26 protein-coding genes and 2 pseudogenes are annotated in these 25,097 nt (G+C 65.5%); 17 read left to right on the forward strand and 11 right to left on the reverse strand.

The genetic code is table 11. The features are described from left to right. Positions 1 to 378: 378 nt before the first annotated feature. Positions 379 to 1,512 (reverse strand): hypothetical protein, encoded by a 1,134-nt coding sequence (locus OG707_RS41370; RefSeq protein ID WP_329127324.1) that lies wholly within the window; start codon positions 1,510 to 1,512, stop codon positions 379 to 381. A gap of 1,004 nt (positions 1,513 to 2,516) precedes the next feature. Here OG707_RS41370 and OG707_RS41375 point away from each other — a divergent pair. Both OG707_RS41375 and OG707_RS41380 read left to right on the forward strand, forming a co-directional pair. Then, on the forward strand, positions 2,517 to 4,013 hold the full coding sequence (locus OG707_RS41375) for a reverse transcriptase domain-containing protein (RefSeq protein ID WP_329127325.1): 1,497 nt from the start codon (positions 2,517 to 2,519) through the stop codon (positions 4,011 to 4,013). 53 nt (positions 4,014 to 4,066) lie between these two features. Further along, positions 4,067 to 4,567, forward strand: a complete 501-nt coding sequence (locus OG707_RS41380) for a hypothetical protein (protein ID WP_329127327.1) — start codon at positions 4,067 to 4,069, stop codon at positions 4,565 to 4,567. Between the two features lie 15 nt (positions 4,568 to 4,582). On the opposite strand, the gene OG707_RS41385 is transcribed toward OG707_RS41380, so the two are convergent. Further along, on the reverse strand, positions 4,583 to 4,816 hold the full coding sequence (locus OG707_RS41385) for a hypothetical protein (protein WP_329127329.1): 234 nt from the start codon (positions 4,814 to 4,816) through the stop codon (positions 4,583 to 4,585). Positions 4,817 to 5,177: 361 nt separating this feature from the next. On the opposite strand from OG707_RS41385, the pseudogene OG707_RS41390 reads away from it, so the two are divergent. Next, positions 5,178 to 6,408, forward strand: a pseudogene (locus tag OG707_RS41390) (IS110 family transposase). A gap of 33 nt (positions 6,409 to 6,441) precedes the next feature. On the opposite strand, the pseudogene OG707_RS41395 reads toward OG707_RS41390, so the two are convergent. Together OG707_RS41395 and OG707_RS41400 are read right to left on the reverse strand one after the other, a co-directional pair. Beyond that, a pseudogene (locus OG707_RS41395) lies at positions 6,442 to 6,624 on the reverse strand (transposase); the annotation flags it as partial. A gap of 49 nt (positions 6,625 to 6,673) precedes the next feature. Next, a complete protein-coding gene (locus OG707_RS41400) occupies positions 6,674 to 7,423 on the reverse strand; it encodes a transposase family protein (RefSeq protein ID WP_329127330.1) in 750 nt (249 codons plus the stop codon). A 252-nt stretch (positions 7,424 to 7,675) separates the two neighbouring features. On the opposite strand from OG707_RS41400, the gene OG707_RS41405 reads away from it, so the two are divergent. Next, positions 7,676 to 8,881: an esterase/lipase family protein gene (locus tag OG707_RS41405; protein WP_329127332.1), complete on the forward strand. Its 1,206-nt coding sequence runs from the start codon at positions 7,676 to 7,678 to the stop codon at positions 8,879 to 8,881. A 377-nt stretch (positions 8,882 to 9,258) separates the two neighbouring features. On the opposite strand, the gene OG707_RS41410 is transcribed toward OG707_RS41405, so the two are convergent. Continuing rightward, positions 9,259 to 10,770, reverse strand: coding sequence for a pyridoxal phosphate-dependent decarboxylase family protein (locus OG707_RS41410; protein WP_329127334.1), 1,512 nt, complete (start codon positions 10,768 to 10,770; stop codon positions 9,259 to 9,261). Positions 10,771 to 11,325: 555 nt separating this feature from the next. On the opposite strand from OG707_RS41410, the gene OG707_RS41415 reads away from it, so the two are divergent. The 5 genes from OG707_RS41415 to OG707_RS41430 all read left to right on the forward strand — a co-directional run bounded on the left by OG707_RS41415 (position 11,326) and on the right by OG707_RS41430 (position 14,064). Continuing rightward, entirely contained in the window at positions 11,326 to 11,541 is a 216-nt protein-coding gene (locus OG707_RS41415) for a cold-shock protein (RefSeq protein WP_329127335.1), read from the forward strand. Between the two features lie 417 nt (positions 11,542 to 11,958). Continuing rightward, on the forward strand, positions 11,959 to 12,219 hold the full coding sequence (locus tag OG707_RS42535; protein ID WP_443071460.1) for a hypothetical protein: 261 nt from the start codon (positions 11,959 to 11,961) through the stop codon (positions 12,217 to 12,219). After that, entirely contained in the window at positions 12,182 to 12,703 is a 522-nt protein-coding gene (locus tag OG707_RS41420) for a DUF6879 family protein (protein ID WP_329127337.1), read from the forward strand. The genes OG707_RS42535 and OG707_RS41420 overlap by 38 nt, the downstream gene beginning before the upstream one ends. Before the next feature lie 33 nt (positions 12,704 to 12,736). Then, on the forward strand, positions 12,737 to 13,585 hold the full coding sequence (locus OG707_RS41425; RefSeq protein WP_329127339.1) for a helix-turn-helix domain-containing protein: 849 nt from the start codon (positions 12,737 to 12,739) through the stop codon (positions 13,583 to 13,585). Between the two features lie 62 nt (positions 13,586 to 13,647). Continuing rightward, the gene (locus OG707_RS41430) at positions 13,648 to 14,064 is read left to right on the forward strand and encodes a hypothetical protein (RefSeq protein WP_329127341.1); all 417 of its coding nucleotides are present in this window, start codon (positions 13,648 to 13,650) and stop codon (positions 14,062 to 14,064) included. Between the two features lie 2 nt (positions 14,065 to 14,066). On the opposite strand, the gene OG707_RS42540 is transcribed toward OG707_RS41430, so the two are convergent. After that, positions 14,067 to 15,136, reverse strand: a protein-coding gene (locus tag OG707_RS42540) for an IS630 family transposase (RefSeq protein WP_443071461.1) whose coding sequence is annotated in 2 segments (ribosomal slippage) — positions 14,067 to 14,675 and positions 14,678 to 15,136 — 1,068 coding nt in all. Because the reading frame shifts where the segments join, the coding sequence is not laid out codon by codon here. A gap of 147 nt (positions 15,137 to 15,283) precedes the next feature. On the opposite strand from OG707_RS42540, the gene OG707_RS41445 reads away from it, so the two are divergent. Together OG707_RS41445 and OG707_RS41450 are read left to right on the forward strand one after the other, a co-directional pair. Beyond that, positions 15,284 to 15,478, forward strand: a complete 195-nt coding sequence (locus tag OG707_RS41445) for a hypothetical protein (RefSeq protein WP_329127347.1) — start codon at positions 15,284 to 15,286, stop codon at positions 15,476 to 15,478. A gap of 4 nt (positions 15,479 to 15,482) precedes the next feature. After that, complete coding sequence (locus OG707_RS41450; RefSeq protein WP_329127349.1) at positions 15,483 to 16,301, forward strand: hypothetical protein; 819 nt, start codon at positions 15,483 to 15,485, stop codon at positions 16,299 to 16,301. Positions 16,302 to 16,310: 9 nt separating this feature from the next. Here the strand turns inward: OG707_RS41450 and OG707_RS41455 are convergent, their stop codons facing one another. Both OG707_RS41455 and OG707_RS41460 read right to left on the reverse strand, forming a co-directional pair. Then, the gene (locus tag OG707_RS41455) at positions 16,311 to 16,868 is read right to left on the reverse strand and encodes a GNAT family N-acetyltransferase (protein ID WP_329127350.1); all 558 of its coding nucleotides are present in this window, start codon (positions 16,866 to 16,868) and stop codon (positions 16,311 to 16,313) included. Positions 16,869 to 16,892: 24 nt separating this feature from the next. Beyond that, positions 16,893 to 18,218: a hypothetical protein gene (locus OG707_RS41460; RefSeq protein WP_329127352.1), complete on the reverse strand. Its 1,326-nt coding sequence runs from the start codon at positions 18,216 to 18,218 to the stop codon at positions 16,893 to 16,895. A 248-nt stretch (positions 18,219 to 18,466) separates the two neighbouring features. On the opposite strand from OG707_RS41460, the gene OG707_RS41465 reads away from it, so the two are divergent. The 4 genes from OG707_RS41465 to OG707_RS41480 all read left to right on the forward strand — a co-directional run bounded on the left by OG707_RS41465 (position 18,467) and on the right by OG707_RS41480 (position 21,084). Next, the gene (locus OG707_RS41465) at positions 18,467 to 18,946 is read left to right on the forward strand and encodes an ATP-binding protein (protein ID WP_329127353.1); all 480 of its coding nucleotides are present in this window, start codon (positions 18,467 to 18,469) and stop codon (positions 18,944 to 18,946) included. Between the two features lie 146 nt (positions 18,947 to 19,092). Further along, a complete protein-coding gene (locus OG707_RS41470) occupies positions 19,093 to 19,773 on the forward strand; it encodes a phytanoyl-CoA dioxygenase family protein (protein ID WP_329127355.1) in 681 nt (226 codons plus the stop codon). 31 nt (positions 19,774 to 19,804) lie between these two features. Further along, on the forward strand, positions 19,805 to 20,233 hold the full coding sequence (locus OG707_RS41475; RefSeq protein ID WP_329127356.1) for a hypothetical protein: 429 nt from the start codon (positions 19,805 to 19,807) through the stop codon (positions 20,231 to 20,233). A 95-nt stretch (positions 20,234 to 20,328) separates the two neighbouring features. Continuing rightward, positions 20,329 to 21,084: a class I SAM-dependent methyltransferase gene (locus tag OG707_RS41480; protein ID WP_329127358.1), complete on the forward strand. Its 756-nt coding sequence runs from the start codon at positions 20,329 to 20,331 to the stop codon at positions 21,082 to 21,084. On the opposite strand, the gene OG707_RS41485 is transcribed toward OG707_RS41480, so the two are convergent. Continuing rightward, a complete protein-coding gene (locus OG707_RS41485; RefSeq protein ID WP_329127359.1) occupies positions 21,043 to 22,272 on the reverse strand; it encodes an MFS transporter in 1,230 nt (409 codons plus the stop codon). The two genes, OG707_RS41480 and OG707_RS41485, sit on opposite strands and share 42 nt — an antisense overlap. Before the next feature lie 205 nt (positions 22,273 to 22,477). Here OG707_RS41485 and OG707_RS41490 point away from each other — a divergent pair, with 205 nt between their 5' ends. Beyond that, positions 22,478 to 23,224 (forward strand): hypothetical protein, encoded by a 747-nt coding sequence (locus OG707_RS41490; RefSeq protein WP_329127360.1) that lies wholly within the window; start codon positions 22,478 to 22,480, stop codon positions 23,222 to 23,224. On the opposite strand, the gene OG707_RS41495 is transcribed toward OG707_RS41490, so the two are convergent. Further along, positions 23,191 to 23,646 carry a hypothetical protein gene (locus tag OG707_RS41495; protein WP_329127361.1) on the reverse strand — a complete coding sequence of 152 codons (456 nt, stop codon included), beginning with the start codon at positions 23,644 to 23,646 and terminating at the stop codon, positions 23,191 to 23,193. The genes OG707_RS41490 and OG707_RS41495 overlap by 34 nt on opposite strands. Positions 23,647 to 23,757: 111 nt before the next feature. Between OG707_RS41495 and OG707_RS41500 the strand changes: the two genes are divergently transcribed. After that, the gene (locus tag OG707_RS41500) at positions 23,758 to 24,129 is read left to right on the forward strand and encodes a DUF6093 family protein (protein WP_329127362.1); all 372 of its coding nucleotides are present in this window, start codon (positions 23,758 to 23,760) and stop codon (positions 24,127 to 24,129) included. Positions 24,130 to 24,302: 173 nt separating this feature from the next. On the opposite strand, the gene OG707_RS41505 is transcribed toward OG707_RS41500, so the two are convergent. Next, complete coding sequence (locus tag OG707_RS41505) at positions 24,303 to 24,896, reverse strand: hypothetical protein (protein ID WP_329127363.1); 594 nt, start codon at positions 24,894 to 24,896, stop codon at positions 24,303 to 24,305. Positions 24,897 to 25,097: the final 201 nt, after the last annotated feature.

Here is a 25,097-nt window from a genome sequence, read left to right on the forward strand (position 1 = left end):
GCCATCAGCTTGGGAAGCTGGGGGCATTTGGGTGCGGATCCGTTGCTGACCTGGGCGAACGGCTGGGCTGGAGCCTCGTTGGGTCCGCAGGCTTTCACCGTGATTCCCCGCTGTTCCCCGTTCTATCTGGTGCGCTTGTGGTGCAGCCGGTGTCCAGGCGGCAAGACGTCAGATGTCACGTTCGCGTTGCGCGTTGGCAGTGGGCGTGGCTAGGTCTCAGCTCTGTAGAGCAGCTGCATCTCCGACTCTGCCTGGGGGCCCGGGTACGACCAGGGATTTAACCAACGGTTGGGCTTCGGCGATAGCTAAGAACTCCAAAAGAAAATCTACGCGCACACCCCCGGGCGAACTTCTTTGCATTTCGCAGGTGCCAGAGTTTCAGAATGGGATTTCTTTTTCCAGTTCCAGCAGGCGATGAGCCTCGGACTTCATTCCGGCGCCGTTGAGTATGCGAGAAAAATCCGCATGCTTTCCTGTAGGTACCGCTGTCAGTAGATATTCCAACGCCCTGTGCGATTCGAGTCCCTGGATTTTCTCCTTTTTCAGGCAGTCGATCAACTTCAAGAGTCGATGCGGTCCACCCTGTGATCCTGCATGCAGGATGAGCTCTCGATCCCCCATAAAGGCTTCAGGGATAGCGCCGGCAGTCGCCAATGTTATTCTTGGCCATGCGTGCAGCCCGATATTCTCTGCGAGTTTATCGGCGTCATCCTTCAAGGTAGCCGCGCGCAGCGCTCGCAGGACGTCGGCTAGATCTGACCTGGTTCCCCCTAGCCAGTCGCCTTTGCCGAGAATGGCGTCAACAAAATTATGCGCATACCAGAAGGTCAGCTCTCCTTCAGCCCGTCGAAGTGCCACCAGGAGCTTGGGTATCTCCGAGGGGTGCTGAGCCAGCAGGCAGGTCTGGAAGTATCGATTGCCGATATTTTCGGGACCGTCATCAGCTATCGATTCGAGGATCTTCACTATCTGGCCAGGGGGTGCATGGGCTGCAATGTTGAGGAAACCTTGGTAATCCATATGTGCGTAGCCGAGTGCGACAACGACAGCTGGCAGCCAGGTTTCAAGGGGTTGGCCTACCCCCTGTCTTACGAGATTTAAAATATCGTCCATTCCAGCGTTGATGAGGGGCGGGATCAGTGCCTCTAGATCAGATGGGTCGCCGGGCTTTTGATCCTGAGATGCCTTATGGTCAGTCTCGCGTGGCGGTTCAACGACATTCCGCTTTTTGGGCTCATTGGGGCGCGATGCCTTTTCTTGCCAAATTTGCTCATCGGTATCTTCAGGCGGAAGCGGAGCACCGATCGAATGTGCGTACTCGGCGCAAGCTCGAACCAGAGCTAGCACCTGGACTAATTTCAGACCACTAGTTCCGGAGAGCTTATCCTGGATGGAGGCCCGACTCATCCTTCTGCCTTGGCGATCGGTGAGCTTTTCTAGTTCTCGCAGCGAGGGGTTGCCAGCCCGGACACGCAAGCGAGCCAGCTGTTTCGCCAGAGAGTCATCAGCCATCGTCCCGCCCCGTCTCATGGTCCATTGCTGCCGCCTGTCCAGAGTCGTCCAGCATCGGCCACAACTGTCCAGCTCAGTTCCGTTCAGACTAGGGCGTGATGAGCCGACTGTCCGGAGTTCAGCAGGAACGTCCGAGGTACTGGTGGACAGCTGCGACGCACAGCTTCCCTTGGAGCGTGTCCCCAACAACGGGCGCGTTGTCAGACAGTGAGAGGAGCATGGAATCAGTGGATGTGACCATCACGCTCTGGGTTCTGGCCGGCTCGGGCGTGGCGAGCGTGGCATTGTTCGCTGCCAAAGGCTTGCTTGATCAACTACCGGGAGTCTTCGACTCTTGGCGTGCTGCGCGACGCGCGTGGCGAGGAGACCCGCCACCAGCACTGGAGCTTCACTCCTGCCAAGGTGCCTGCACGCTGGATCACGCAGACGCTCGCCCTGTCCCGCCACGACCAGACGCCTGCTGAAGGTCGGGACAGCCAACACGCTTTCCAAGTCTGGTGACTGGCTACAGAGAGTGGCACAGGCCCAGTTACCTGCGTTCATCCACGTTCGGGTCTGCCGCACGATCGGGTGACTTCTGAACTGGCTTGCATTGGAAGCTCAGCGCCACGATGCATCGAACACCTTCGTCGTGACGCCCGTTTCGGGAGACCTCTCCCCGTGGGTTGCCACGGACGGCCAGGATCGAGACGCCCCCCGAGTCTGCCCGCAGCGTCCACTCGTACGGAAGGATCGAGTCTTCGGCACTCGGCCGTCAACGACAACGGATGGCGGTGGGACGAGTAGTCATCGAGACCATGGCTGCGCGGACCTGCGAGCTGGCGGATCCACAGAGGGCTGACGGGTCGGGCCCCAACGGGGACACTCACTGAGCGAGGCAACGCGGATATCACCCATTTTCCCTTATCCCGGTGCGCTCCCTGCTGCGGTGGCTCATGCTTGTGTAGTCAGCAGCGTGGCTGGCCAGTTAGCCGCGCAGGCGTGACCGGCGAGAAGGGTACGCAATGAGCTCCCAGATTGATACATTTTCAGTCGCTAAGGATCTAAGTTCTGTACAGCTAGATCGTCTACCTAATCTCATAATTGATGAATGTCTTCAGGATTGCGCAAAAGAGATATCTGCCACCGCAGATATGATTCTCTTGGGAGACTTTCACTTGCCTTATGAAACACTCGCAATGCCGAAGAAGAAATTTGAGCCACGCCCTGTGACAGTGGCCAGCACCCCTGCGCGAGTGGCGTACGCGGCCTTGGTTAATAGCGTTAGCGATTCCTTGGGACCCAAGAGTAGGGAAGATGGGAATCTGGCGATACATAAGTCCTTTACGGTTAGGAATGAGAGTAATTATTTTGTGGATTTCGACATTGCCTCATTCTATGAGTACATAGATCATGGCATCCTGGCCCAGCAACTTTTGACGCGCACTCTGAACTCAGAGGTCGTGGAAAAGTTCATGCGTATTTTGAAATCCTTGACGAAAGGCGCTAGGGGCCTGCCGCAGCTTTTGTCGGCAAGCGATCACCTTTCAGATTCATACATTAGCGCACTTGAGCGCCGCCTTGTTCGTAACGGGTACTCAGTCGTCCGATATGCCGACGACTTCACCGTGGCGTGTCCCGACTGGGAGGCAGCGAATGTAATTATTGAAAGGGCCGCCGAGTACGCGCGAGATTTGGGTCTAGTTCTATCTAGCGAAAAAACCAACATCAGAAAACGCGCCACAATTATCGCTACTGAAGAATCGGAAGCGCGATTCATAAACAGGTACTCTGAAACGGCCGAGAATAAACTAGTGACACGCATATTCACTACTGGGCGCTATGGCGAATTCATAGAGGAGCTAGAAACCTTCAGTGAAAAGGAAGCCGCCGAAGGGACCATGTGGTCACTAGTCCGTGATTGGTATGAGGTTATGGAAAGGGCTGCACCGGAGGACTCGTTCCGTGTTGAGGGGCATTTTCGAACTTTCCTCGGAGTTGCGGTCGACCGACTCCGTGGGCATGACGAGCGCATACCTGACTCAATACTCGAAGAGATTGTTTTCAAGCATCCTCTATTTTTGGATTCAGTCTGCGAATACGTAGCAACTCGGGCGCATACGCATGAATCCCGCGAGGACCCATGGGAGAGCATGCGGATACTCTCCAACATGGGGAGGCAAAGTCCTTGGGCTAAAATCTGGATGCTCGACACAATTGCGCGCACGCACACTCGGAAAATGGATTCCTGTAATTACTCGCCCGTAATGAATTGGGTTGATGCTCAAGTAGAGGATCGCCACGAGGTTGTCCGTGCCCAGGCCGCCTGGGCAGCCAGTTGTCACGGTCGTCTATCCGAAAGTGCTCTAACGGGCGCCTACACTCACGCATCACCGTTGAGTCAGCATGCATTGGCGGCCTGTATGGGGAAGCAAGGGGGAATGGGGAATGGGATCGTCCAGGCTATTAGGCAAGACGGCCCGTTGAATAGGAAGGCATTCGAATGGGCTCAGGGCGTGTAAGTTTCGATAGCCTAACAAGCTCTGGTGAGTCGTGCCTACATGACTTGGCGCGCTTGTCCACTCTGTCGGAACAGACTGCAGTGAGTCCCGAGTGGATAGTAGTAGACGCTGTGGCGGCCGTCGAGGTTCATGTTGACCGCTCCCTTGAATCCTTGATCAACGATTCAGGGGTATCTGGCCTCCCCATTGGTGCTACCTTCCTTTCTCGCTACGGCGAGGATATGAGCAGAAGTTGGGATGCTCGATACGAATGGCTCTCTGACGGTTTCGGAGTAAAGGTAAAAGGCGCCAAGTTTCAGCAAGACTTCCACGCGGTCATTGAGTGCAGGAACGCGATCGTCCACGGGTCTGGAAATCTAACCAAGAGGCAGCGGAGCAGCTTCGGCAAGTTCATACAATTGAGAAAGCAGATGGAATCCGTTCTAAACGTCAGGGTGCATGGGACGGAGGTATCATTTTCGGTTGACTCGGCCCGAAATGCCCTGCGGGTGGCATCCGCGTTCGTCCAATGTTTCGACTCGGCAGTACATGGCGTAACCAACCTCGACTACTAAAAGCTCGTAACAGGATCATGGATGAGCCTTCTTGAGGCGCCTCCAGCAGATGAGGCTGCAGGCCAATGAGATGAAGGTGTCGTGGAGTTCGGGGCGTCGTTCCCAGCGCACGGCCAGGCGTTTGAACTGGTGGAGGAGTGCGAAGGTCTGCTCGACGACGTAGCGGAGCTTGCCCAGGCCCTTGATGTTCGGGCTGCCCTTGCGGGAGATCACCGGCATGATCCGGCGGCGCTGCAGTTCATGCCGCACGGCCTTCGAGTCGTACGCCTAATAGGCACTGTGGGTTGGCCGTTGGGCCGGTCCTGGCAGGGGCCGGGTGAGACGTCTGGTCTGTATGCAGCGCCTGGAGCGCTTCGACAAGAGGGACGCAGACCGGCCCCTGCCGTTTCGGATTCGGTCGGCGTACCGTGCCGTGGTTCGAGCCGTCCCCAGGGCCACCTCCCGATCAGCCGGAGCCGTGGAGCTCTTCACAAGAGCGAGGACCCTGGGCTCAGCTGGGGCCACGGACGGCTGATGGGGTGGTGCGCCGACGAGCGCTTCTATTAGGTCGCCGGGTGGTCCCGCCTTGGCTCGACACCAAGGACGGCGAAGGGCTCGAGAGGAGCGCACGTTGTACGTGACCTGCGGAATCGACTGGGCAGAGGACCACCACGACGTCGCAGTGGTCGACTCCGATGCCAGGCTGCTCGGCAAGCTCAGGATCAGCGACGACGCGGCGGGCTTGCAGGATCTGCTGCACATGCTCGCCGAGCACGGCGACAGCCCGGACACTCCGATCCCGATAGCGATCGAGACCTCCCGCGGACTCCTGGTGGCCTGCCTGCGGGCCACCGGTCGCCGGGTTTATGCCATCAATCCGATGGCTGTCGCCCGCTATCGCGACCGCCATGTCGTCTCCCGCAAGAAGTCCGACCACCAGGACGCACTGGTCCTGGCGAACATCCTGCGGACCGACGCCGAGCAACACCGGCCGCTGCCAGACGATTCCGATCTGGCCAGAGCAATCGCGGTCCTGGCACGAGCTCAGCAGGACGCGGTCTGGGACCGCACCCGAGCCCACAACCGGCTCCGGTCGCATCTGCGGGAGTACTACCCGGCGATCCTCGAGGCGTTCACAGACAAGCGTGAGCGGCTGCTTGCCCGCGAGGCCCGCGCGATTCTGGCGATCGCGCCGACTCCGGCCACGGCTGCCCGTCTCACCCGCAGCCGGCTGAAGAGCGCCGTCACGAAGGCCGGCCGCCAGCGCCGGATCGAGGCCGAGACCGACCGGCTCCTCGAAGTATTCCGCCAGGTTCGGTTCTCCCAACCGGCCCTGGTGGAAACCGCGATGGGGCGCCAGACGCGCCCAGCTCGACGCCGCATGCCGGGCCTGCGAGGACCTCGCGCGTGACACTGAGGAGCTCTTCCTCCAGCACCCCGACGCGGAGATCATCACGAGCTTTCCCGGTCTTGCCGTGCTCACCGGCGCCCGGATGCTCGCCGAGATCGGTGACGACCGCACCAGATTCGAAACGGGCCGGGATCTCAAGGCTTACGCCGGAAGCGCCCCGGTGACCCGCGAATCCGGCAAGAGCAGACGCGTCAGCCACCGCCGGATCAAGAACAGCCGCCTGGCCGCGACCGGACGGCACTGGGCGTTCGCCGCACTCACCGCCTCACCCGGCGCCCATGCTCACTACAACCGCCGACGAGACACCGGCGATCGCTACCACGCAGCCCTCCGCCGACTGTTCAACCGCATGCTCGGCCAACTGCACCACTGCCTGACGACCCGCCAGAAGTTCGACGAAACGATCGCCTTCGCCCCACCCGCACCGCCCCCTCTCACAGCAGCTGCTTGACCCGATAACTGCATGGGGTGTCTTGTCGCCGAGTACGGCCTTGGGGCGTCGGCGTGGATGGCCGGGGCGTCCGGCCACCGGCGGGATGCCGTCGATGAGGGCGAGGGTCTGGGTGATGTCGTTGACGTTGGCCGCGGTGGTGATCACCTTGAGCGGGGTGCCCTTGCCGTCGCAGATCAGATGGTGCTTGCTGCCCGTCTTCCGCCGGTCGACCGGCGACGGACCGGTCGCGGAACCCCCTTTTTCGCGCGGACATTGAGCATTTTCAGCGTTGCCTCTCCAGGGTGAGGACGGCCTTGGCGACTGACGTCATGCGGTTCGGGCTGATTCGGGATCTTCGGAAGATCCGCCAGGACTTCAGCAGTGCCATGCCCCGTTCGACGGGCGCTCGGGCCGTGGCCAACGCCCGGTTGGCCGTCTGCTGTGTAGGGGACAGCTGCCCGCCGGGCGGCCGTCTGCGCCCGGTGGTGACCCAGGGGCCGGCGCCCTGGTAGGCGCGGTCGGCCAGGACAGGGACACCTTGGCGTTCGCAGATCCGGATGATCCGGTGGGTGCGGGCCGCGGTCAGGTCGTGGCACCGGCCTGGCAAGGCCGGCGAGATCCACAGCATCTGCCCGGTCGGGTCGGTCACGACCTGCACGTTCACCCCATGGCGGCGGTGCTTGTGCGAGTAGTCGGCCTTTCCGTCGCCCACGCGGTCGCACTCGGCGAGCGTCCCGTCGAGCAGTACGTACTCCGGTTCGTGCCTCCGCAGGACTTTGAGCAGTCCCGGTGCCCGGGCGGCCAGGAGGTCGATCACCGCAGTGGCGTAGGCGTGGGCGGTGCCGACCGAGATGCCGAAGCCGGCCGCGATCTGGGCCAGGGTGTCGTGCTTGCGCAGGTACACCAGGCCGACGAGCGCGCGTTGGTGCGGCGGGAGCTTGCAGCGGCGGTCACCCTCGCGGGTGACGATGAGCATCGTGACCCACTCGACCAGCGCATGAGGCAGGTCAAGTGCGGCAGGATAGGAGACCAACGAGGCACCTGCGCTGATGAGTTGAGACGTCGAACACCTCCCTCAACGGCACGGGTGCCTCGTGCGTTGCGCCCACCCCGCCGTCACCCCATCGGTGGCCACTCTGAAAATGCTCATTGAGCGATGAGTCATCAAATATCTTGCTTTCCAGCCAAATTGACGACGCCCACTCGTCGCCCATTGCCTTCCTCCACGGCGGGACTACGTTCATCCCGTGGAAGCACCATCCCTGGTGAACGGAAGGGGTTCCACATGTCCGGTTTCGCAGTCCATCCCCTCGGTGCGACGCAAGCCCCCACGGAACCACGCGGCGGAATCCGCGTACCCGAGGCGACGTGGCAGCTCGACGGCGGCTGGGGCTGGGTGTACTTCGCCCAGGGCCACGACGCCATCCAGCAGCCGATCATCCTCTCCGACGGCTTCCACCCCGGTGAGTCCGACCGCAACACGCTCTACCTGGGGTTCAACGACCCGAGCGGCTACCCGCTGATCAACGAACTGAACCAGCGGGGCTACGACGTCATCATCCTCGGCTACCAGGACTGCACCGCCTCGATCTACGACAACACCAGGACGGCGACCACCGCGATCATGCGGGCGAACGCCGAGAACCTCACGGACACGCCGTTGGTCGTCGGGGGCTTCAGCATGGGCGGGCTGATCCTTCGCTACGCGCTGCTGCGCCTCGAAATGATGAGGATGGACCACCGGGTCTCGGTCTACTTCTCCTTCGACACCCCGCACTCGGGCGCCTGGATCCCGGTCAGCCTGCAGTCCTTCGCGTACCACATCCAGCCCGCGTACTCCGGGCTGGCCGACATGATCGACAGCCCCGCCGCCCGGCAGATGCTGTGGCGGCACAAGACAAACCTGGCCGCGGAACCCGTCGAGCACCCGGACCGCACGGAGTTCGTGGCGCAGTTGAAGCGCATGGGCGACTGGCCGATGCGCCCGATGAAGATCGGCCTGGCGAACGGCCGCGGCGACGGCCAGGGCAACGGCAACCCGGCCGGCAGCGCCGCTTTCAAAGTCACCGCCGGGCTGTACACCAACACCGAGCTGTACCTGCAGCCCAGCGGAGAAGCGGAAACTGTCGCCAAGCTCTGCAGGCTGCTCGGCTTCCCGGTCTACAAGCGCACTTCCGGCTACCCGGAGCTCGACAGCGCCGCGGGCGGCACCCTCGACTCGTTCGGAATCGCCGCCGAGACGCTGAACGCCCTCACCGGGCAGGCCGCCGAGGCGCCGTATCCGACCATCACCTTCGTGCCCAGTATCAGCGCCCTCGCCGTCGACGGCGCCGACATCAGCAATCAGCAGGACCTCGATCTGAATATCGACGCCCTCACCCCGGACCGCCTCCCCTTCGACGTCTACAAGACGTCGCCCGACAACACCGGCCACACCGAGATCACCCGCGATCTCTGCGCGTGGCTCATCGACCAGCTCCCGGCCAAGTAGCCACCACATAGGCGCCTCCCCGATACGGGGCCCGCCTGCAGCTCGATGCCACGCCCCTTCGCCATCAGCTGAAGGCGGGCCCGACTCATCGCGGAGCCGCCCCTTCGGAAGGGCACTTGACTGCGCTGCGGCGGCCTCGCACCGATCGGCCCAGCCGGTCTGCCCAGGCACGTGCCCAACATGCCAGAGACAATGTGAGACGTAACATCTGGCCTTCTTAGGCTGACCCATTGATAGAGAGCGTTGTCCTGTCGCAGTACATCTGGCGGGCTGTTGGTGGCCATGAGAAAGTCCAGGTCGGTGGTTACCAGGGGGTTCCTGGAATTGCATAACGCAGCGTGACTGAATCTGGTGCTCGGATGTGGGGTGTCGGCGGGTCAGTTGTTCCGGAGGTGGTCGGCGGCGGCCTGAACCTCCTTGAGCAAGGTGTCCACGTCGTCGGTGGTCGTCAGGTAGTTGCAGACGCAGGCGCGGAGGACCGTTTCGCCGTCGTGGCAGACGGTGGCGAGATAGGCGTGGCCGCGGGCCTGGACGCGTGCGGCCACTGTCGTGTGCAGGTTCGCTCGCGCGTCCGGACGGCCGGTATCGGGGCTGTCGGCCAGGCGGAAGCAGACCACGGGCAGGGGGCCGTCGGTGCACAGTTCGAGTCCGGGGTGCTCCTGGACGCGTTGGCGCAGGTACCGGGCGAGGTCCTGGTAGTGCTGGAGGAGGGCGATCGCGCCGGAGCGGCCGAGCTGGCGCAGGGTGGCCCAGAGGGTGAGGGCGCGGGTGCCTGGCCGGGTGAGTTCGATCGTGTAGTCGGACATCCAGGGCCAGTCCTGGTCACCCTCCAGGTAGGAGGCGCGGAAGGTGAACGCGTCGCGCAGCCGGGTGGGGTCGGTGACGAGGGCGGCGCCGCAGCCGACCGGTACCGACAGGGTCTTGTGGGGATCGACGGTGAGTGAGTCGAGGTCGGCGACGCCTCGGTAGAGGGGGGCCAGTTCGGGGACGAGGCCGCCGAGCCCGCCCCATGCGCCGTCGGCGTGGTGCCACAGGCCCTCACGGCGGCACACCTGGGTGATTGCCTCGATCGGGTCGACGGCGCCGCTGGCGGTGCTGCCGAGGTTGGACACGACGCAGAACGGCAGCAGGCCGTTCGCGCGGTCGGCTTCGACCATGGTCTGCAGGGCTTCGACGTCCATGCGCCGATCGGCCGTGGTGGGTACCGCGCGCAGCCGCCACGGTGGGATGCCGATCACGGCGGCGGCCTTGGCGACCGACATGTGGGCCTGGTCGCTGTGGTAGGCGGTCAGGCGCGCGTGGGCCTGGTCGAATTCGGGGCCGTCGGTGGCGCCGTGGCGGTGCAGGAACCAGGTGCGGGCGGCGCCCAGGCAGAGCAGGTTAGCCATCGAGCCGCCGCTGGTCAGCACTCCGCCGGTGGTCGGTGCCATGCCGGCCAGCGAGGCAAGGTCGCGGACCACTCCGCGTTCGAGGTCCATCAGGGCGTGCTCGCCCATGCCGCAGGTCGCGTTGATCGCAGTGGCCAGCAGTTCGGCGATCACCCCGGCCGGGGACGGCGGCGAGTTGATCCAGGCGAAGAAGGCGGGATGGCCGTTGCCGGTCGGGTACGGGGCGATCGCCTGCTCGACGAACTCCAGCAGGGCGCCGAGGTCCTGGCCCTCCTGCGGCAGCGCCCCGGTTGCCAGTGCCTGCCGGTGCGCCGGTGGGATGGGCCGGGCTACCGGATGCAGTGTGATCTGGGCGAGGTAATCGGCGACCCAGCTCGCTGCCGCTGCCAACTCGTCGCGAAACACCTTCGGGTGCACTGCCAGCGGCCCGGTGCCGCCACCGGACTGCAGTTGGGCCGACTGCGGGCGGGGCGTGCGGCTGGTCTTCGGCGTTGCCGGCATCGGAGGATCGTGCCTTCGTTCAGGGATTCGGCCAGATGGCCATGATCCAGAACGACTGCAGTCTGGGTCGGTAACGGTCCTGGCCAGGACGAATCCACCGATCTGATTCCGGGAGCCCGACGAACCGACGAGGCTCGGATGTTCCTTGCCTCAGTGCCCCGGAAGCAACCGACGCTGACCACACACTGTCACCTGATGGCCGTCCACCTGGAGCCGACGTGGCCACCCGCCCGCACCAAGCTGGCCACCAGCCGGGAAGATCCGGTGGCCACTGACACGGGCAGAGGGCTGCTGACCTGCTGAGGTGCCACGTCGTTTGAGAACATCGCCCCCGGCGTTCTCAAACGACATGGCTCTCGCGGAAGTCTGCTGCCGGTTCAACGACGACGGTGCGACCCGCGGCGAGGCCCGGCCTTCCGTTGCCGTAGCCGCGCTTCCCCCGCGTACTCGGTCGCGGCGCCTTGCTGCGGCGAATTATGCTCACTCGCGTGCGTCGGAGGCCCTCACGGGGGACCTACCCTCGTTCAGCCCAACATCCTGCCAGGGGGTGCGTCCATGATCACGGCGACCGTACGCGAGTGGCACGAAGAAGAAGGCTGGGGAGTGCTCGACTCAGCTGAAACGCCTGGGGGTTGTTTCGCGCACTTCAGCGACATCAAGATGGCCGGCTTCCGCACCCTCGACCCGGGTCAGCAGGTTCAGCTCGAATGGGAGGCCCCTGGTTTCCAGCAGGACGGCTACGACTTTCGCGCCCGCCGAGTGGTTCCCTGACGCCTCGGCCGTCGGTGGTCGCAACACGAACCACCAGTCCGCCGCCACAGAAACCGAAGGTGACAGGTGCGGTGAGAACGAGGCCAGCACAGTGAGATCGAACCCCACGATCGAAGGCAAAACCTCCGCCCCGGCCGCGTGCCATTGAGAATCCGACACACCGCTTGAGGCTGCGTGAGAATCCGACCAGCTTCAATGCGACAGGACAGGAGTTCGTCTCACCGCGGCGTCCTTTGGGCCGGACAAGGGCCACGGTGAGTGAGAAAGGGACACGCTAAATGCGAACCTACATGGCTGGAAGTGTTCCTATGCGTAGCCGCTGAACCAAGTTGCGTGCCAAGGTTGGTTGTTGGTTGAGGGATCGCCGGAGTGTTCGTTCTGCAACATCGCGCAACCATCTAGACGCGGGAGGCAGTCATGGCACTAACTTTCATTGGGATCGATCCGGAGACGGGTGGGGGCAACTGTCCTGCTGTCTGGGTGGACACCACCACTTCGGTGGAGCCCGACCTGATCTTTCAGGGCTACGTAGCCGACGCGGCGACGCTTGCCGAGTGTGAGCAGGATGGCCCTCGACCGGACACTGAAGCGGTAATCCGAGTTCCGGCACGTATGGTGCCGCTGATCAGGGAGGCGTGCGATGCCGCCGAGCGTGCCCAGCTTCGATCAACTGCTTGATTCGGCACGGCACTCCGCGGTCCACCTGGAGATGCGTGACCACTACGGTGTCGACGAGGAGAAGGAAGTCGTCGAGGCGTGGCGGGCTGACGGGACGGTTCCGGCTTACGACTCTGAGTTCTGGCGCCCGTGGGTGTCATTGGTGGAGCGGACCGTGGCTCGTGGTGTCGTGGTTCGCCGTGCCCGCATCGTGTCCGAGCCGGTCACCGAATACATTCGCTTCGAGCACGCGATCACTGGTGTCAACCTCCAGGCGGGGGAGGGTGTTCGGTGGCTGCCGCGCAGCGAGGCCTCAGGTGTGGCGCTTCCTGGCAACGACTTCTGGTTGATCGACCGGCGTATCGTCCGGTTCAACCTGTTCACTGGTGACGGCCATGCCGTTGACCCGCTTGTCTCCCATGAGGAGGCGGTCGTACGCCTGTGTGCTGAGGCGTTCGCGGCTGTCTGGGAGCTCGGCATTCCGCACGACGAGTACAAGGTCTGAGACGTCGCACGCGCCCACCGGGACAGCTACCTGATGAACGCTTCGCCCTCGTCTGCTGCGCAGGCCGCCCGTGAGGGTGTTGCTGCACGCCTGGTGGACCTGCGTAGGACGGCTGGGCTGAAGGGGTATGAGGTGGCTGCCCGGTGCGGGTGGCACAAGTCGAAGGTGTCCCGGCTGGAGAACGCCGTGACGCTGCCGACTGACGAAGACATTCGGAAGTACCTGGCCGTGTGCGCGGCCCAGGAGCATACGGCGGAGTTGATCGCTCAGACCCGTGTCGCTGACCAGATGTATGTCGAGTGGAAGCGGATCCACCAGACGGGCATCAAGCGCCGTCAGGAAGTCGACGTGCCGCTCTACGAGCGCACCCACCTGTTCCGGGTGTACTGCTCGAACGTCGTGCCCGGTCTGCTCCAGACGCAGGGGTACGCAGAGTCGCTGCTCACGACCATCAGCAATTTCCAGGGAACGCCGAACGATGCGCCGGCGGCAGCTGCGGCTCGCCTCGCACGGTCGCATGTCATCCGGGATGGGGATCACCGGTTTGTTCTGCTGGTCGAGGAAGCGGTGCTGCGCTACCGAATCGGCGGCGCGTCCGTGATGGCCGGGCAGTTGGGCTATCTCCTGGAGGTCATGTCGCTTCCTTCCGTGGCCTTCGGAGTGATCCCCTTCGCGGCACAGCGCAGGATGTGGCCGCTGGAGACGTTCATGGTCTTCGACGACGAACGCGTGCAGGTGGAGAACCTGTCTGCGGAAATCAACATCACTGTGCCTGACGAGGTGGGTGTGTACGTCAAAGCCTTCGCGGCAGTGCTGCGGATGGCTGTGTATGGTCCGCAGGCGCGGGCGTTGATCACAGCGGCTATCGACGCGCTCGGGTGAATCTGCGCAACTTCGTAGAACTTCGTTGAGGCTCAAGTGGTGTGCTCCCTAACGTCGTTGGTATGAATCAGGCCGACATGGAACACCCTCCCGGGGGGATCGCCGGGGCTGAAGCCGCCAATGGGCGGTTGGTCGACGGCAGGGCCATAGAGGCGCATTACGAGAGCGCCCTGCGGACGCGCAGGACGGTGCCTTCCGAGCAGGAGTTGCGGGCTGCTACGGACCGTGTGACGGCGGACATTCGCCTGCTCATTCCCTGTACCGAGCGCATACCTGCAGAGAAGCGTTCCCCGCAGCTGATTGGTGCGCTGAGCGATGCGGAGCATCTGCTGCTGCCGCGGGACTCTGCTGACGGTGAGGTTGGCGCCCGCATCCGTATGGCGCACTGGGTGCACCTTCGAGCCCTGGCGCGGGTGTGCAGGGTTCTCCTCAAACAGCACGAGGCGCAGCTGCGCAGCTCACTGATCTTTAATGCGTGAAGTTACGGTGGTTGGCGGGTCAGGCCGGTCCCGGTGAGGCAACCGTCGATCAGGTCCGGCCGGTACTGAAGCCGCTTGAGGCCGTGCTTCATCGCGGTGATGAGATGGTCGAGGCTGGGCACGGCAAGGTTGGCCAGGGTGCTGCGGTTCAGTTCGGCCCAGATTCCCTCGGCCGGGTTCAGATCCGGTGCGTACGACGGCAGTTGGATCACCGTCAGCCAGTCCTGGTGGTCGGCGATGAACGTGCGTATCGGTGCGCAGGTGTGGCGGTTGAGGTTGTCCCAGACGACCACCAGTGGTGCGCCCAGCTGGGTGTGGGCGGCGATCAGCAGATCCCGGTAGTCGCGCCAGGTGAAGCTGGGGGCCTCCTCCCTCCGGCGGCGGTAGACGTGCAGCCGGTAGATCAGCCGGGAGCGGTGTCCGTGCCGGTAACAGACCAGGTCGGCCACCGAGATGCGACCGCCGCGGCTGCCCGGCACCGCCACTACCGGAGTGTGCCCGCGCGGCGCCCAGGTCCTGGCCCGCGGCGGGATCATCGTGCGGCCGCACTCGTCCTCGAAGCAGACCCAGGCATCCAGGTCTGCCGCCCTCTTTCCGCCGCCGGCCACACCTCGCTCTTGAACACCTCGACGGCCGCATCATCCCGCTCCACCGCCCGACGGGCGGGCATCTGACACGACCAGCCATGACGCCGCAGCAGCTTCCACACCCCCGCCAGCGAATAGCTCACATGGAACTTCCGCCCGATCACCGTCTTCACCCGCACCAGCGTCCACCGCTGATCACTCCAGCCGTGTGCTCCCGGACCCTGCCGCAAATAGGCTTCCAGCTTTGCGAACTGCGCATCACCCAGCCGCGGCCGACAGGCCGGTCCCCTCGACACCAGTGCGCGGCTGCCACCGCTCCGCCAGGCCCGCCGCCAGCGGTTCGCCGACATCCGCGTCACCCGCAACTCACCGGCCACGTCCTGATCGCTGCGGCCCAACGCGAACAACTCGGCCGCCCGCAAACGCACCCGCTCACGCCGAGCCCGCTCCGCATCGCTCATCCCACCGCCCTGCGCATACCTCATACCCACGGGCATAGCCCACCAGCCGGACCACGTCATCACCCCGCAGAACACCACGAGTTAAAGATCAGTGAGCTCGACACCCGGTACGCCAGACTCGGCACCGCGCGGGCGGTCGCGCTCGAGGTACTGGCCGAGCGTCGGGCCCAGATGCTCGCCGAGCCGCTGCGCGTCACCGTGGACGGGGTCGTGACCGTCGACCAGACCAACAACCTCACCGGCACCGAGCGCCAGATTGCAGGACTCGCCAACCTGGTGGGCCCGGACGAGACAACCACCGTGGCCGGTGACGACGTGCCCGAGCTCGTGGCGGTCCCGCTGGTTCCCGCACGGCGCAGGCGGTGACCGGGTGCCGTACGACTGGCCGCCCCTGACCCCCGGCGATCCCGATGTCGTGGCCCGCCGGGTTGCCGCAGTTCTGGAGGACGCCTGGCAGCGCCTCGCCGACAAGCAGACTGCCGTCGTCGCGTCGATCGTCGCTCGGTGGCGACTCCCGTACGTGCTGACGACGCTGGAGGAGTTCAAGGCCGCCGTCTCGGATTTCCACAGCCGTGTGGACAACGAAGCGCAAGCGTTCGTACGAAGGCAGCTGCCACACCTCTACGAGCAGGGCGCCCAGGCCGCAGCACGCACGGTCGGCGAGGGCTCGTTCGTCTGGACGCAGCCGCACGCCGATGCCCTCCAGGCCCTTGCCTCCGACTCGTACGGAGACTTTCTGCGCCGGTCGCAGGAGGCTGAGCGCATGGCGGAACGCTGGTACCGGATGGCGCGCGCCGCTGCGCGCGAGGAGGTGCCGCTCCTGGCTGCGGGGAACACCACGGCCCGCCAGGCCGCGAAGTCCCTCGCGGACCGGCTGGCCGCGCAGTCGCTGACGCACGTCATCTACCGCAACGGCGCCCGCGTTCCGGTGAGGGTGTGGGCGGAGGCGGCGACGCTCGCGAAGTCAGCGGTGGCGTACAACGCGGGCACCCTGAACGTGGCCAGGGAGGCCAGCGTCACGATGGTCGAGGTCTTCGACGGGATCGGCTGCGGATGGACCAGCCACCAGGACCCCGACCTCGCCACCGGCACCCTGCGCACCGTGGACGACGCGGCGTCCTGGCCGATCTCCCACCCCCGGTGTCGCAGGGCCTTCGGGCCGCGCCCCGATGCGGCCGCAGTGGGCTGACTCAAGCGGTCATCGCGTGGGAGCTGCTGCCCACTCGTGTTCGAGGACGGCATGAACGACGGAGTCCCGCCACCGCCCTGCCTTCTGGATGTGCTCGCGGATGATGCCCTCTTCTTGCATCCCTGCGGCGATCATCGTCTTCGCTGAAGCCTCGTTGAGCGGGGATCGCGCCCCCCACACCCGGTGGAGTCCGATCTCCTCGAAGGCGAGGCCGAGGACGAGCTGCACAGCCTCGACGCCGTAACCGACCCCCCAGGAGTCCGGTCGCAGTGCGAATCCCATCGTGGCGGCGCGCTGTTGATGAGGGTCGAGTGCGAGACGGGCGAAGCCGACCAGTTCCGAGCCGTCGCGCTCGACTACAGCAAGGGCGAACTCGCTGCGGGGAGTTGCGGTTGCGGAGGCGATGGACCGGGCCACGATCGCCGCCGTTTCCTCGCGGGTCCGGGGCTCGAACGAAAGGTGTTCCGTGGCTTCGCGGCTCCCGTAGATCGCGAGGACAGCCGCCACGTCATCGACGGTGAGTTCGCGTAGGGCGAGGCGGGAGCTGTGACGGCTGACCGGATACATGCCGGGACTCTATCGCCGCCGGTTCTACCGAGGGAGGGCCAGCCGCTGCGGTTTGTACGCGGCGATTTCCTCGGCCAGGTCGCGGGCGATGATGGCGTCGCGGGCGGTGCCGGCGGTGAGGGCCTGGCGAACACGTGCGGCGGAGACGACGATGCCCTGGTTGCGCAGCGAGGCCGGTAGGTCGAGGACGGGCCTAATCGCGGACGCAGCTCCGTCTAGGTCGCCGCCGTACAGATAGGTCAGGGCCTGGTTGCACTGCGCGCCCGCGAGATCGCCGAAGGCCCACTCGGGTGCGTTCGGATCGCTGAACCCTTGTACGGCCTTCGCTGCTTGTGTGGCGAGCGGTTCGCCTCCGTGCCCGAGGAGAACTTCTGCTTCGACGGTGTAGTAGTGCTGCTTGGCATCCGGGTAGGTGAGCAGGCCGCCGAGGGCGTCGAGGTCGTCGGGCGTGACGCGGTCACGTCGTTCCGTAGCCGCCCGGTTGGCCGTGCGAACAGTGGCCTCGTCGCCCAACAGGGCTGCGGCCCTTGCTTCGAGACCGAGCATCCACAGACCTACTGTCCCGCGCTGCGGGTTGGCGTGTGCTGCGCCCTGGCGGGCGAAGTGCAGGGCGTCCTCAGGCTGGTTCGCCCAGTAGGCGATGAGCGATTTGAGACCGTTCACCAGGGCGATGAGGCCGGGGTGTTCGGCGTCGTCGGCGCAGGAGAGCGCCACCCGCGCTTGAACCATGGCTGTCTTCGGGTCGCCCATGTCGTTGCTGCCCTTGGCCATCAGGAACGACAGAACCGTGGCCTGAAAGTTCAGGTCGCGCAACTGCGACGGGCGCAGGCGCCCGCCTTCGAGCAGCCGGAATACGTCGTCCTGAGCGGATGCGAGGTCGTCCCAGATCGTTGCGAGGGGCACGCGGGGGTACTCGGCGACGAGGCGGGTCACCTCGTCGTTCACGAAGCCGATCGCTTCAGCGCCCACGCGCTCCCTTTCCGTTCCGAGGACGAAGTCCTTTGCTCGTCGCGCTGCCATGACGCCCATCCTTTTCATCTCGGTCAGATCCCCGCCGAGTTCGGCGGGTGTTGCAGGCGGCGCGCTATTCAGAGCGGGGATGGCAGGAGCGGTGCCGTCAGGAATCTCCGACCAGAGGGCGTCGATGCTGTATCCCAGGAGCTCCACCAGTACTCGGCGGGCGTCCCGCTGCGGCCGGCGTGCTCCGTAGAACCAGGCCTCGAACGTTGTTTGGGCCGGTTCGATCCCAGGGAGATTGATCCTGTTCGCGGCTTGTCGGAACTGCGGCAGGAACGCCTCGTGGCTGCGCCACTCGCGTTCTTCGAGGAGATAGCGGAAGAGCGTACGCATCGTGCCCCCCATCCCGTATGTCTAGCGCGTCATCACCGACGGTACGACCAACGCCCTGTCAATTTGCCCTGTGTAGAAGGAACTTGAACAGTCCGGGGAGATTCCGAGGTTGGTGCGAGGGTCGCGTCAATCCGAGGGTCGCAAGTCGAGGGGGAAGTGGGGGTAGAGCTGAAAGGCCCTGGTTGTCACGCTCGATTCAGCCCTCACTGAGCGCGTACGGACGAGCACCGTGAATCAGGGAGTCAGACGTGAACTTGCAGGTTCAGCAGACTGCGTCACTCGTGGACCAGCGAGTGGATGCCTCCGCGGTCATGACCGCGATCGTTGTGCGGGAGCAGGCGATGGCGGTGCCGATGATCTACCGCTCTGTAGGGCTCAGTCGGATACAGGCCCGTCGGACCCTCACGATGTGGAACTGGTGCGGGGACATCGAGGACGCCGTCTTGGTAGTCAGCGAACTCGTAACGAATTCGATCAACCATGCCCGCGTGGTCGGGGAGCTCCTCTCTCTACGTCTGGCGGTACTTGAGGACGGCAGTCTCCTCGTCGACGTCTCCGACCCGGTGGCTGACTTCTCCAACTTCGGGCAGTCGGTTGCTCCGAGTGATGGTGATGAGCAGGGCCGCGGTCTTCGCCTGGTGCGCGCGGTCGGCGGGGACCTGTGGTGGTTCCTGAGACAAGGCGAGGGCGGCAAGACAGTGCGCGCCCATTTGCGTCCGTTGGCCTGAGGGGCGGGCTCTGCACGACCTGCTGCGGGGGCTTGCTGTCTCCCGGCCCTCGCAGCCGGACATGGAGAGCCCGTTCCTTCAACATCTCGACGATGCGCCGGAGTTCGGACCGGTCGACCACCGGCCGCCTGATAGGAGGACGAGGGATGAGCGGGGACGGACTGCTGGGTGCCGGCGGGAGCCGCTTCGTGGCCGACTGGGCCACGGCTGCGGCTGCGCGCGCCCGTGCCGCGGCCCTGGTCGTGGAGCACCGGACGTCTCGTACCGAGGTGCTGCGCAATCCGCACCAGAGCGAGGAGTGGGCTCGCGCTGTTGTGCGCTCGCCCCGGCTGCTTGCCGCGGTGAGCGCCGTGATCGGTCCGGACGTTGCCGTGGAGAACACGTTCCTCGTCATCAAGTGGCCTGGGTCGATCTTCGAGGTTCCGTGGCACCAGGACGGGATCAATGACCGGATCGAACTCGACCCGAAGAGGTCGGTGGCCGCGTGGCTGGCGCTGACCGATGCCCGCCAGGACTCCGGGTGCCTGCACGTGATGCCAGGGTCCCAGCGGGCCGGGTACCTCCCGTACGGCGCTGAGGACGACTCCGGTGCGGTGCGCGGGCGGGCGCTGGGTGCGGTTGTCCCGGCTGGGGTGCGGGGCGTTCCCGTTCCGGTGATGGCCGGGTCCGGGCTGTTGATGGATCCCCAGTTGCTGCACAGGTCGGGCTCGAACCAGGGCGAGGGCGCTCGGCTCGGCCTGAACATTCGCTTCGTCGCGCCGGACGGCGTCCAGATGCGCGACGGCTCAAGCCCCAGCCTCGTCCCGGTCAGCGGGAGTGGCTGGTAGTCCCATCCGGACGGAAGCAGAGGAGTGCACCATGACCATCCTCAAGGAGTTCCTCGACCAGGATGCGCCGACGCGTATTCGGGTGCTGAACGGCGAGGACACCGACGCCGAGCGGCGCGGCGACAAGAAGGCCGTCGCCCGAAGCGAGTGCACGTACTACTGCCCCGACGAGGCCACGGCCCGCCGGTGCATCAGCGCGCTGGAGGAGTCGGACAGGCGACTGCGCGAGCGCCCCGAAGAGCTGATGTTGTGGGACTGGCAGGCCACCTACTGGGAGGCCGAACAGGACAACCCCAACGGGGGCGGCACCGTGATCCTCGGAGTGGCCTGGTACGACCAGGAGTTCTTCGACGACCGCCGCGACGCCTGGTTCGGGGCGATGCACACGCGGATCTACAAGCAGCTCGGCATCCCGTTGGAGAACATCACCGTCGAACACTGGACGCGCCTCACTGCGTGACCTGACGCCCCATCGATGAACGCGGTCGGGTCCACTCCTGGGGAGCGGGCCCGACCGCTCCTCTTACTCGCGGAACGGACGGGACTGCTGTGGACATGTTCGACCAGGACGCCATGCTGTGGGACGAGTGGGCGGACACCTACAACGAAAAGAGCCTTGGGCCGGCCGCGCCGGTCGCTGCCGTGCTGGCAGAGCTGGCGGCGGGCGGCCCGGCCCTGGAACTCGGTATTGGCATGGGCAGAGTGGCGTTGCCGCTTGCTAGACACGGAGTACCGGTGACGGGCCTGGACGTCTCCACGAAGATGGTCCGGCACCTGGCCGAACGGACCGGGGACCTGCCCGTCGACTACCGCCTGGCCGACATGGCGTCGTTCACGCTGCCCGGCCGTCACACGCTGGTCTACGTGGTCGCGTCCACCTTCTACCTGCTGGCGTCTGCTGAGCGGCAGCAGGGGTGCCTGAACTGTTGCGGCCGCGCGTTGATGGCCGGGGGCCGCCTGGTGGTCGAGGCGTCCGTGCCCGGGAGCGCCGCGCTGCCGCTGGAGTCCGGGGTGATTCCCCGAGCCGTGGACGAGGGCGTCGCGAAGCTCTCGATCGTTCTGCACGAGGCGCAGACACAGCTGCTGCACTCGCAGGAGGTCCGGTTGTCGGCGGACGGGACGAGCTTGCGGAAGGTGACCCGCCGCTACGTGCACCTGGACGAGCTGGACCAGATGGCCGCCTTCGCCGGTTTCACGCTGGAGGCCCGCTACAACGGGTGGGATCGCACCCCGTACGAGGATGGGCAGGAGCGGCACATCAGCGTCTACTCAGTCCCGGGACAACTCGGCGGCGGTCTCGGTGAGGGGTAGCGGCTGCCGGTCCCGTGTCCACCACCATGCTGCGCCCGCCCCAGCCAGAGAGACGGCGACGGTGGCCAGGCCTCCCGCCCAGAAGGCGGCGGTCGGGGAGGAGGCCGCGAGCACGGGGATGGCGAGCATCGACGTGGTTCCGGCGGTCCGGATTAGGGTCAGGTCGCAGGCCATGAGCCGTCGGCGGGCAGCAGGCGGGAACCCGGCCAGGTGGGTTTGCAAGGAGATGCCGAGGAACGGGGCGACCACCCCGGAGGCCGCTGAGATCGCCAGCAGCATCGGCATGCTCGTGACGGCGCCGGTGACAGCCAGGAGCAGGCCAGAGAGCGCCCACAGCAGGCAGTACGCGACGGGGAGCCGGGCGGGCAGCCGCACGTTGCCCGCGACGAGGTTGCCGCCCAGCGCGCCCGCGCCGGTGGCCGCGAGCGCCAGCCCGTACGCACCCGCACCGGCGTCCAGCCGACTGGCCAGGAGCGCGGGCAGTGCCATGGCCACCGCCTGGGCGAAGATCCCAGCGCCGTGGACCGTGAGCGCAGCGGCCGTCGCGGGGTGCGTGCGCAGCAGAGCCCGCGCCTTCAACGACACGGCGGGCTTCGCCGGGACGGGCCCCTCATGTGCCGCAGTGGCGACCGTGCGGCCAAGGGCGGCGAGCGCGAGGGCCGACACAGCGAACGTGACGGCGTCGATCAGGAACAGGGCCCCCTGCGGGACAAGGGCCAGGAGCGCGCCGGCCGCACCGGGCCCGGCGACACGCGCGATCCGACCGGTCAGGTCCATGAGGCCGTTCACCGCCTGGACCTCACCCGGCTCGACAAGGTCGGGGACCAGGGCGCCGAGGTTGGGGTCGAAGACGGCCCCGGCCAGACCGAGGAGCGCGGCGACGGCGAGCATGCCGGGGGTGCCGAAGGCGCTCCAGGCCCACGGCAGCACGGCGACGAGAACGACCCGGGTGACGTCGACGCGGGCCAGGGCGCGCAGGGACGCGAAGCGGTCCATGATGCGGCGGCCGAGGGTGCCCATGACGATGTACGGAACGGACTCGGCGATCGCGACCAGGCCCATCGCGCCTGCCCCGGACTGCTCCCAGGCAATCCACATGATCGCCATGGCGTACAGGCGGTCACCGAACACCGACAGGGCCTGTGCGGCCCACAGGGTGAGCACACGGCGACGGCGCAGAAGCGTCACGTATCCCAAGATCACTCCCGGCCCGGAAAGCACTGATTCCCGGCATTCGGATGCCGGGAACGTGAGACACGATAGGGCACTGAGGAAGGCGAGGCGCACCAAGATGGAAGAAACACCCTGTCCTGTGGAGGCCCGTGCTGTGGCCAACAGGTGGTGTGGCGGGAGGGCACAACTGGAGGTGATCAGCGACCGCCGAGGGGCAGCCGTGTGGAAGGCGACCGGGCCGTCCGGAACGGTGGAGATCAAGGCGGGGACCGGCGAGGGAGCGGCCATCACCTTGCGCGAGGCTCACGTCCTCAAGGCCATGGGCGAGCCCGGCCGGGACGTGGTGATGGACCGCAGGCAGGGCCTGGCATGGATGGTGACGCCCTGGTTCGAAGGTCCATCGACCTGGGATGCGCTCAGAGGGGTGCGGGAGGGCAGAGGCGATGAATCGGCCGCGCTCGCCTGTGTCATCCAGCTATGTGAAGCCGTTACCCAACTGCACGCGGCCGGCTGGGTGCACGGCGACCTTCAACCCCAGCACTCCATCCACACCAAGGACGGTGTGCGGCTCATCGACTGCTCCTGGGCCTGGAGACGCGGCTTCGAACCCTCGTACGTCTTCCGGGGTGGTCTGCCGCATCTCCTCTCTCCCGAGCTGGCCGCCTCCGTCGAAGCAGGCACCCGACCCGTCGCCCCGATGCCTGCCGACGACGTGTACGCCCTCGCAGCTGGGGTGTGGTGGGCGGTGACCGGAGCTTGGCCACTCGACTACGACGCAGCCGACATCCCTGTCTCCAGCATCAGCGCCGCGCAGCTACGTGAGGTCATCGCGACCCGGAGGGTTCCTCTCTGCACCACAACAGTGATGCCGTCCCTCCTGCAGATGATGGCGGCCGCACTTCTCGCTCCCTCAGAGCGACGACCGACTGCGGCTCAGCTGGGCCGAGCAGTCGGGTTGGGCTCTTGACCTGCATGTACGAGGTAGGCGGGATCCTCCTCGATCCGGATCTCCTTCCGCCCTCTGGCGTACCGGTGACTGAACTCCACCGGCTCTTCGAACGAGATCGACAACAACGCCTCTGCACCAGGCATCGGCACCACCGGCCCCACGACGTAGTGATGACGCGTCACCCCATGCATCTCCTCAACCGACGCCGTCGGCGAGATGCCGTGTCTGGGAGTTCCCTCCACGATCCACTTCGTGTGCAGCTCCACAACCCCCGGCTCGGGACACGCCCAGCTCAAGCGCGTGACCCACAACGCCCCAAAGTTGAACCACGTGCTCCATCCCCGACGGTCTGGGAGAAGACCCAACTCGGATGCCTCCATGGCTCCGTAGGCGAACGGGAGGCTGCTCCAGTGACCTATCAGCAGGTGGTCCAACTCCATCTTCGGATTCTCATCCCTGTCGGTTCGGTTCGGATAGGCATCGGCCGGGTTGGATGAGAATGGGGCAAGTCGCAGAAGGGTGTGTCAGCGCGCCGCCCTACGCTGGATTGCATGACAACACCAGTCGGGGGACTGCCGCTTGAGAGCGCCCGCCGGGTGGTGGAGCAACGTGTCCTCACCGACACGGTGCAGATCTTCATCCCTGGCGTCTTCGACCCCGACACGTTCGAGCAGACCCCGGACACGATCATCTGGGAAGGCCCCGGCGCGATCCTGCCCGACCACGGGGCGGACGTGACCGTACGGCTCACCGACGGGCAGGGCACACCGGTCGGCACGAGCGGCCGGTACCGGATGCTCACCCCGATCAGTGCGCCGACCCCCACCGCCGAGCACCGCATCACCTTGACCGAGCCCAAGGACCCTGACGCAGCGGGCCGCATCTGGACCCTGGACAGCGTGAGCGCACCAGCACCCCGGTAGTCCGGGTGAGCTGGCTGAAGTACGACACGACCTTGAACAACGGGAGTTGACCATACTCGACATAGCCGCGACGAAGGCCGAACTGGAGGGGCTGCTCGTCGACACGGTCCGGATCAGCCGCCTCTCCGGCGCCCCCGTCGACCCGACACCGGAGAGCCCGTAAGGGAGGTCATCTACGAGGGGCGCGGTGCGCTGCTGTCCACCCACGGGCAGATCATGGCGACCCAGATGACCGGTGTGGACTGGGCGGGGGAGTCCGCGGCCTGGTACCAGTTCCTGACCCCACTGACTGCGCCCCACAGGCGGCCCACAGCAACGGAGGTTCCATCCGCTGAGGTGGTGACCTCGACCTGGTCGCCGGGCTCAGCGATCGGTACGCCGAGGCCCGAACTCGGGCGTCCACATGGGAAGTTGTGCGCGTCACCCGGCTCGACGAGCAGGGTGGCAGCGATGGGGTGACGCTGTGACCGGCCCGCGTGGCCGAAGACGCGGAGCTCCACCGGCTGCAGATCACGCCGTCCACAACTGGCTCTGTGATCGAGCTCGGTGGGGTGGACGTCTCGCAGTATGTTGCCGCGTGCTCCCTCCAGCAGGTTGCCGGAGAACCGCCCACTGCGGTCCTGCACTTGAGCCCTCGCGCCGGTGGGGACTTCGTCAGGCTGGCGAGGGTGGTTGTCGGTCAGGCGCCCGATCCTGGACCGGCAGCGGCCGCGTTCCTGGAGGCGATCGACGGCAGCGAACTGGAGCGGGCCGTGCTGGCCCGCCATGATCTACTGGATGGGCAGCCGCAGGAGCTCGCCAGGGCGATGCTGCGGTTGCTCATCGAATGGGCGCGTGGGGACTGGGCCGGATGGGAGTCCTCTGATGCCGTCACCTCTGACACCTGCACTCGAACGCGCATCCTGACGCTGGCGCGTACTCCAACGGGGCGCAGATCGCCGCCGCGTTGGACCGTCGGGAGGCGCTCA

This window comes from Streptomyces sp. NBC_01465, from assembly GCF_036227325.1.
In the GTDB taxonomy this organism is placed as follows: domain Bacteria; phylum Actinomycetota; class Actinomycetes; order Streptomycetales; family Streptomycetaceae; genus Streptomyces.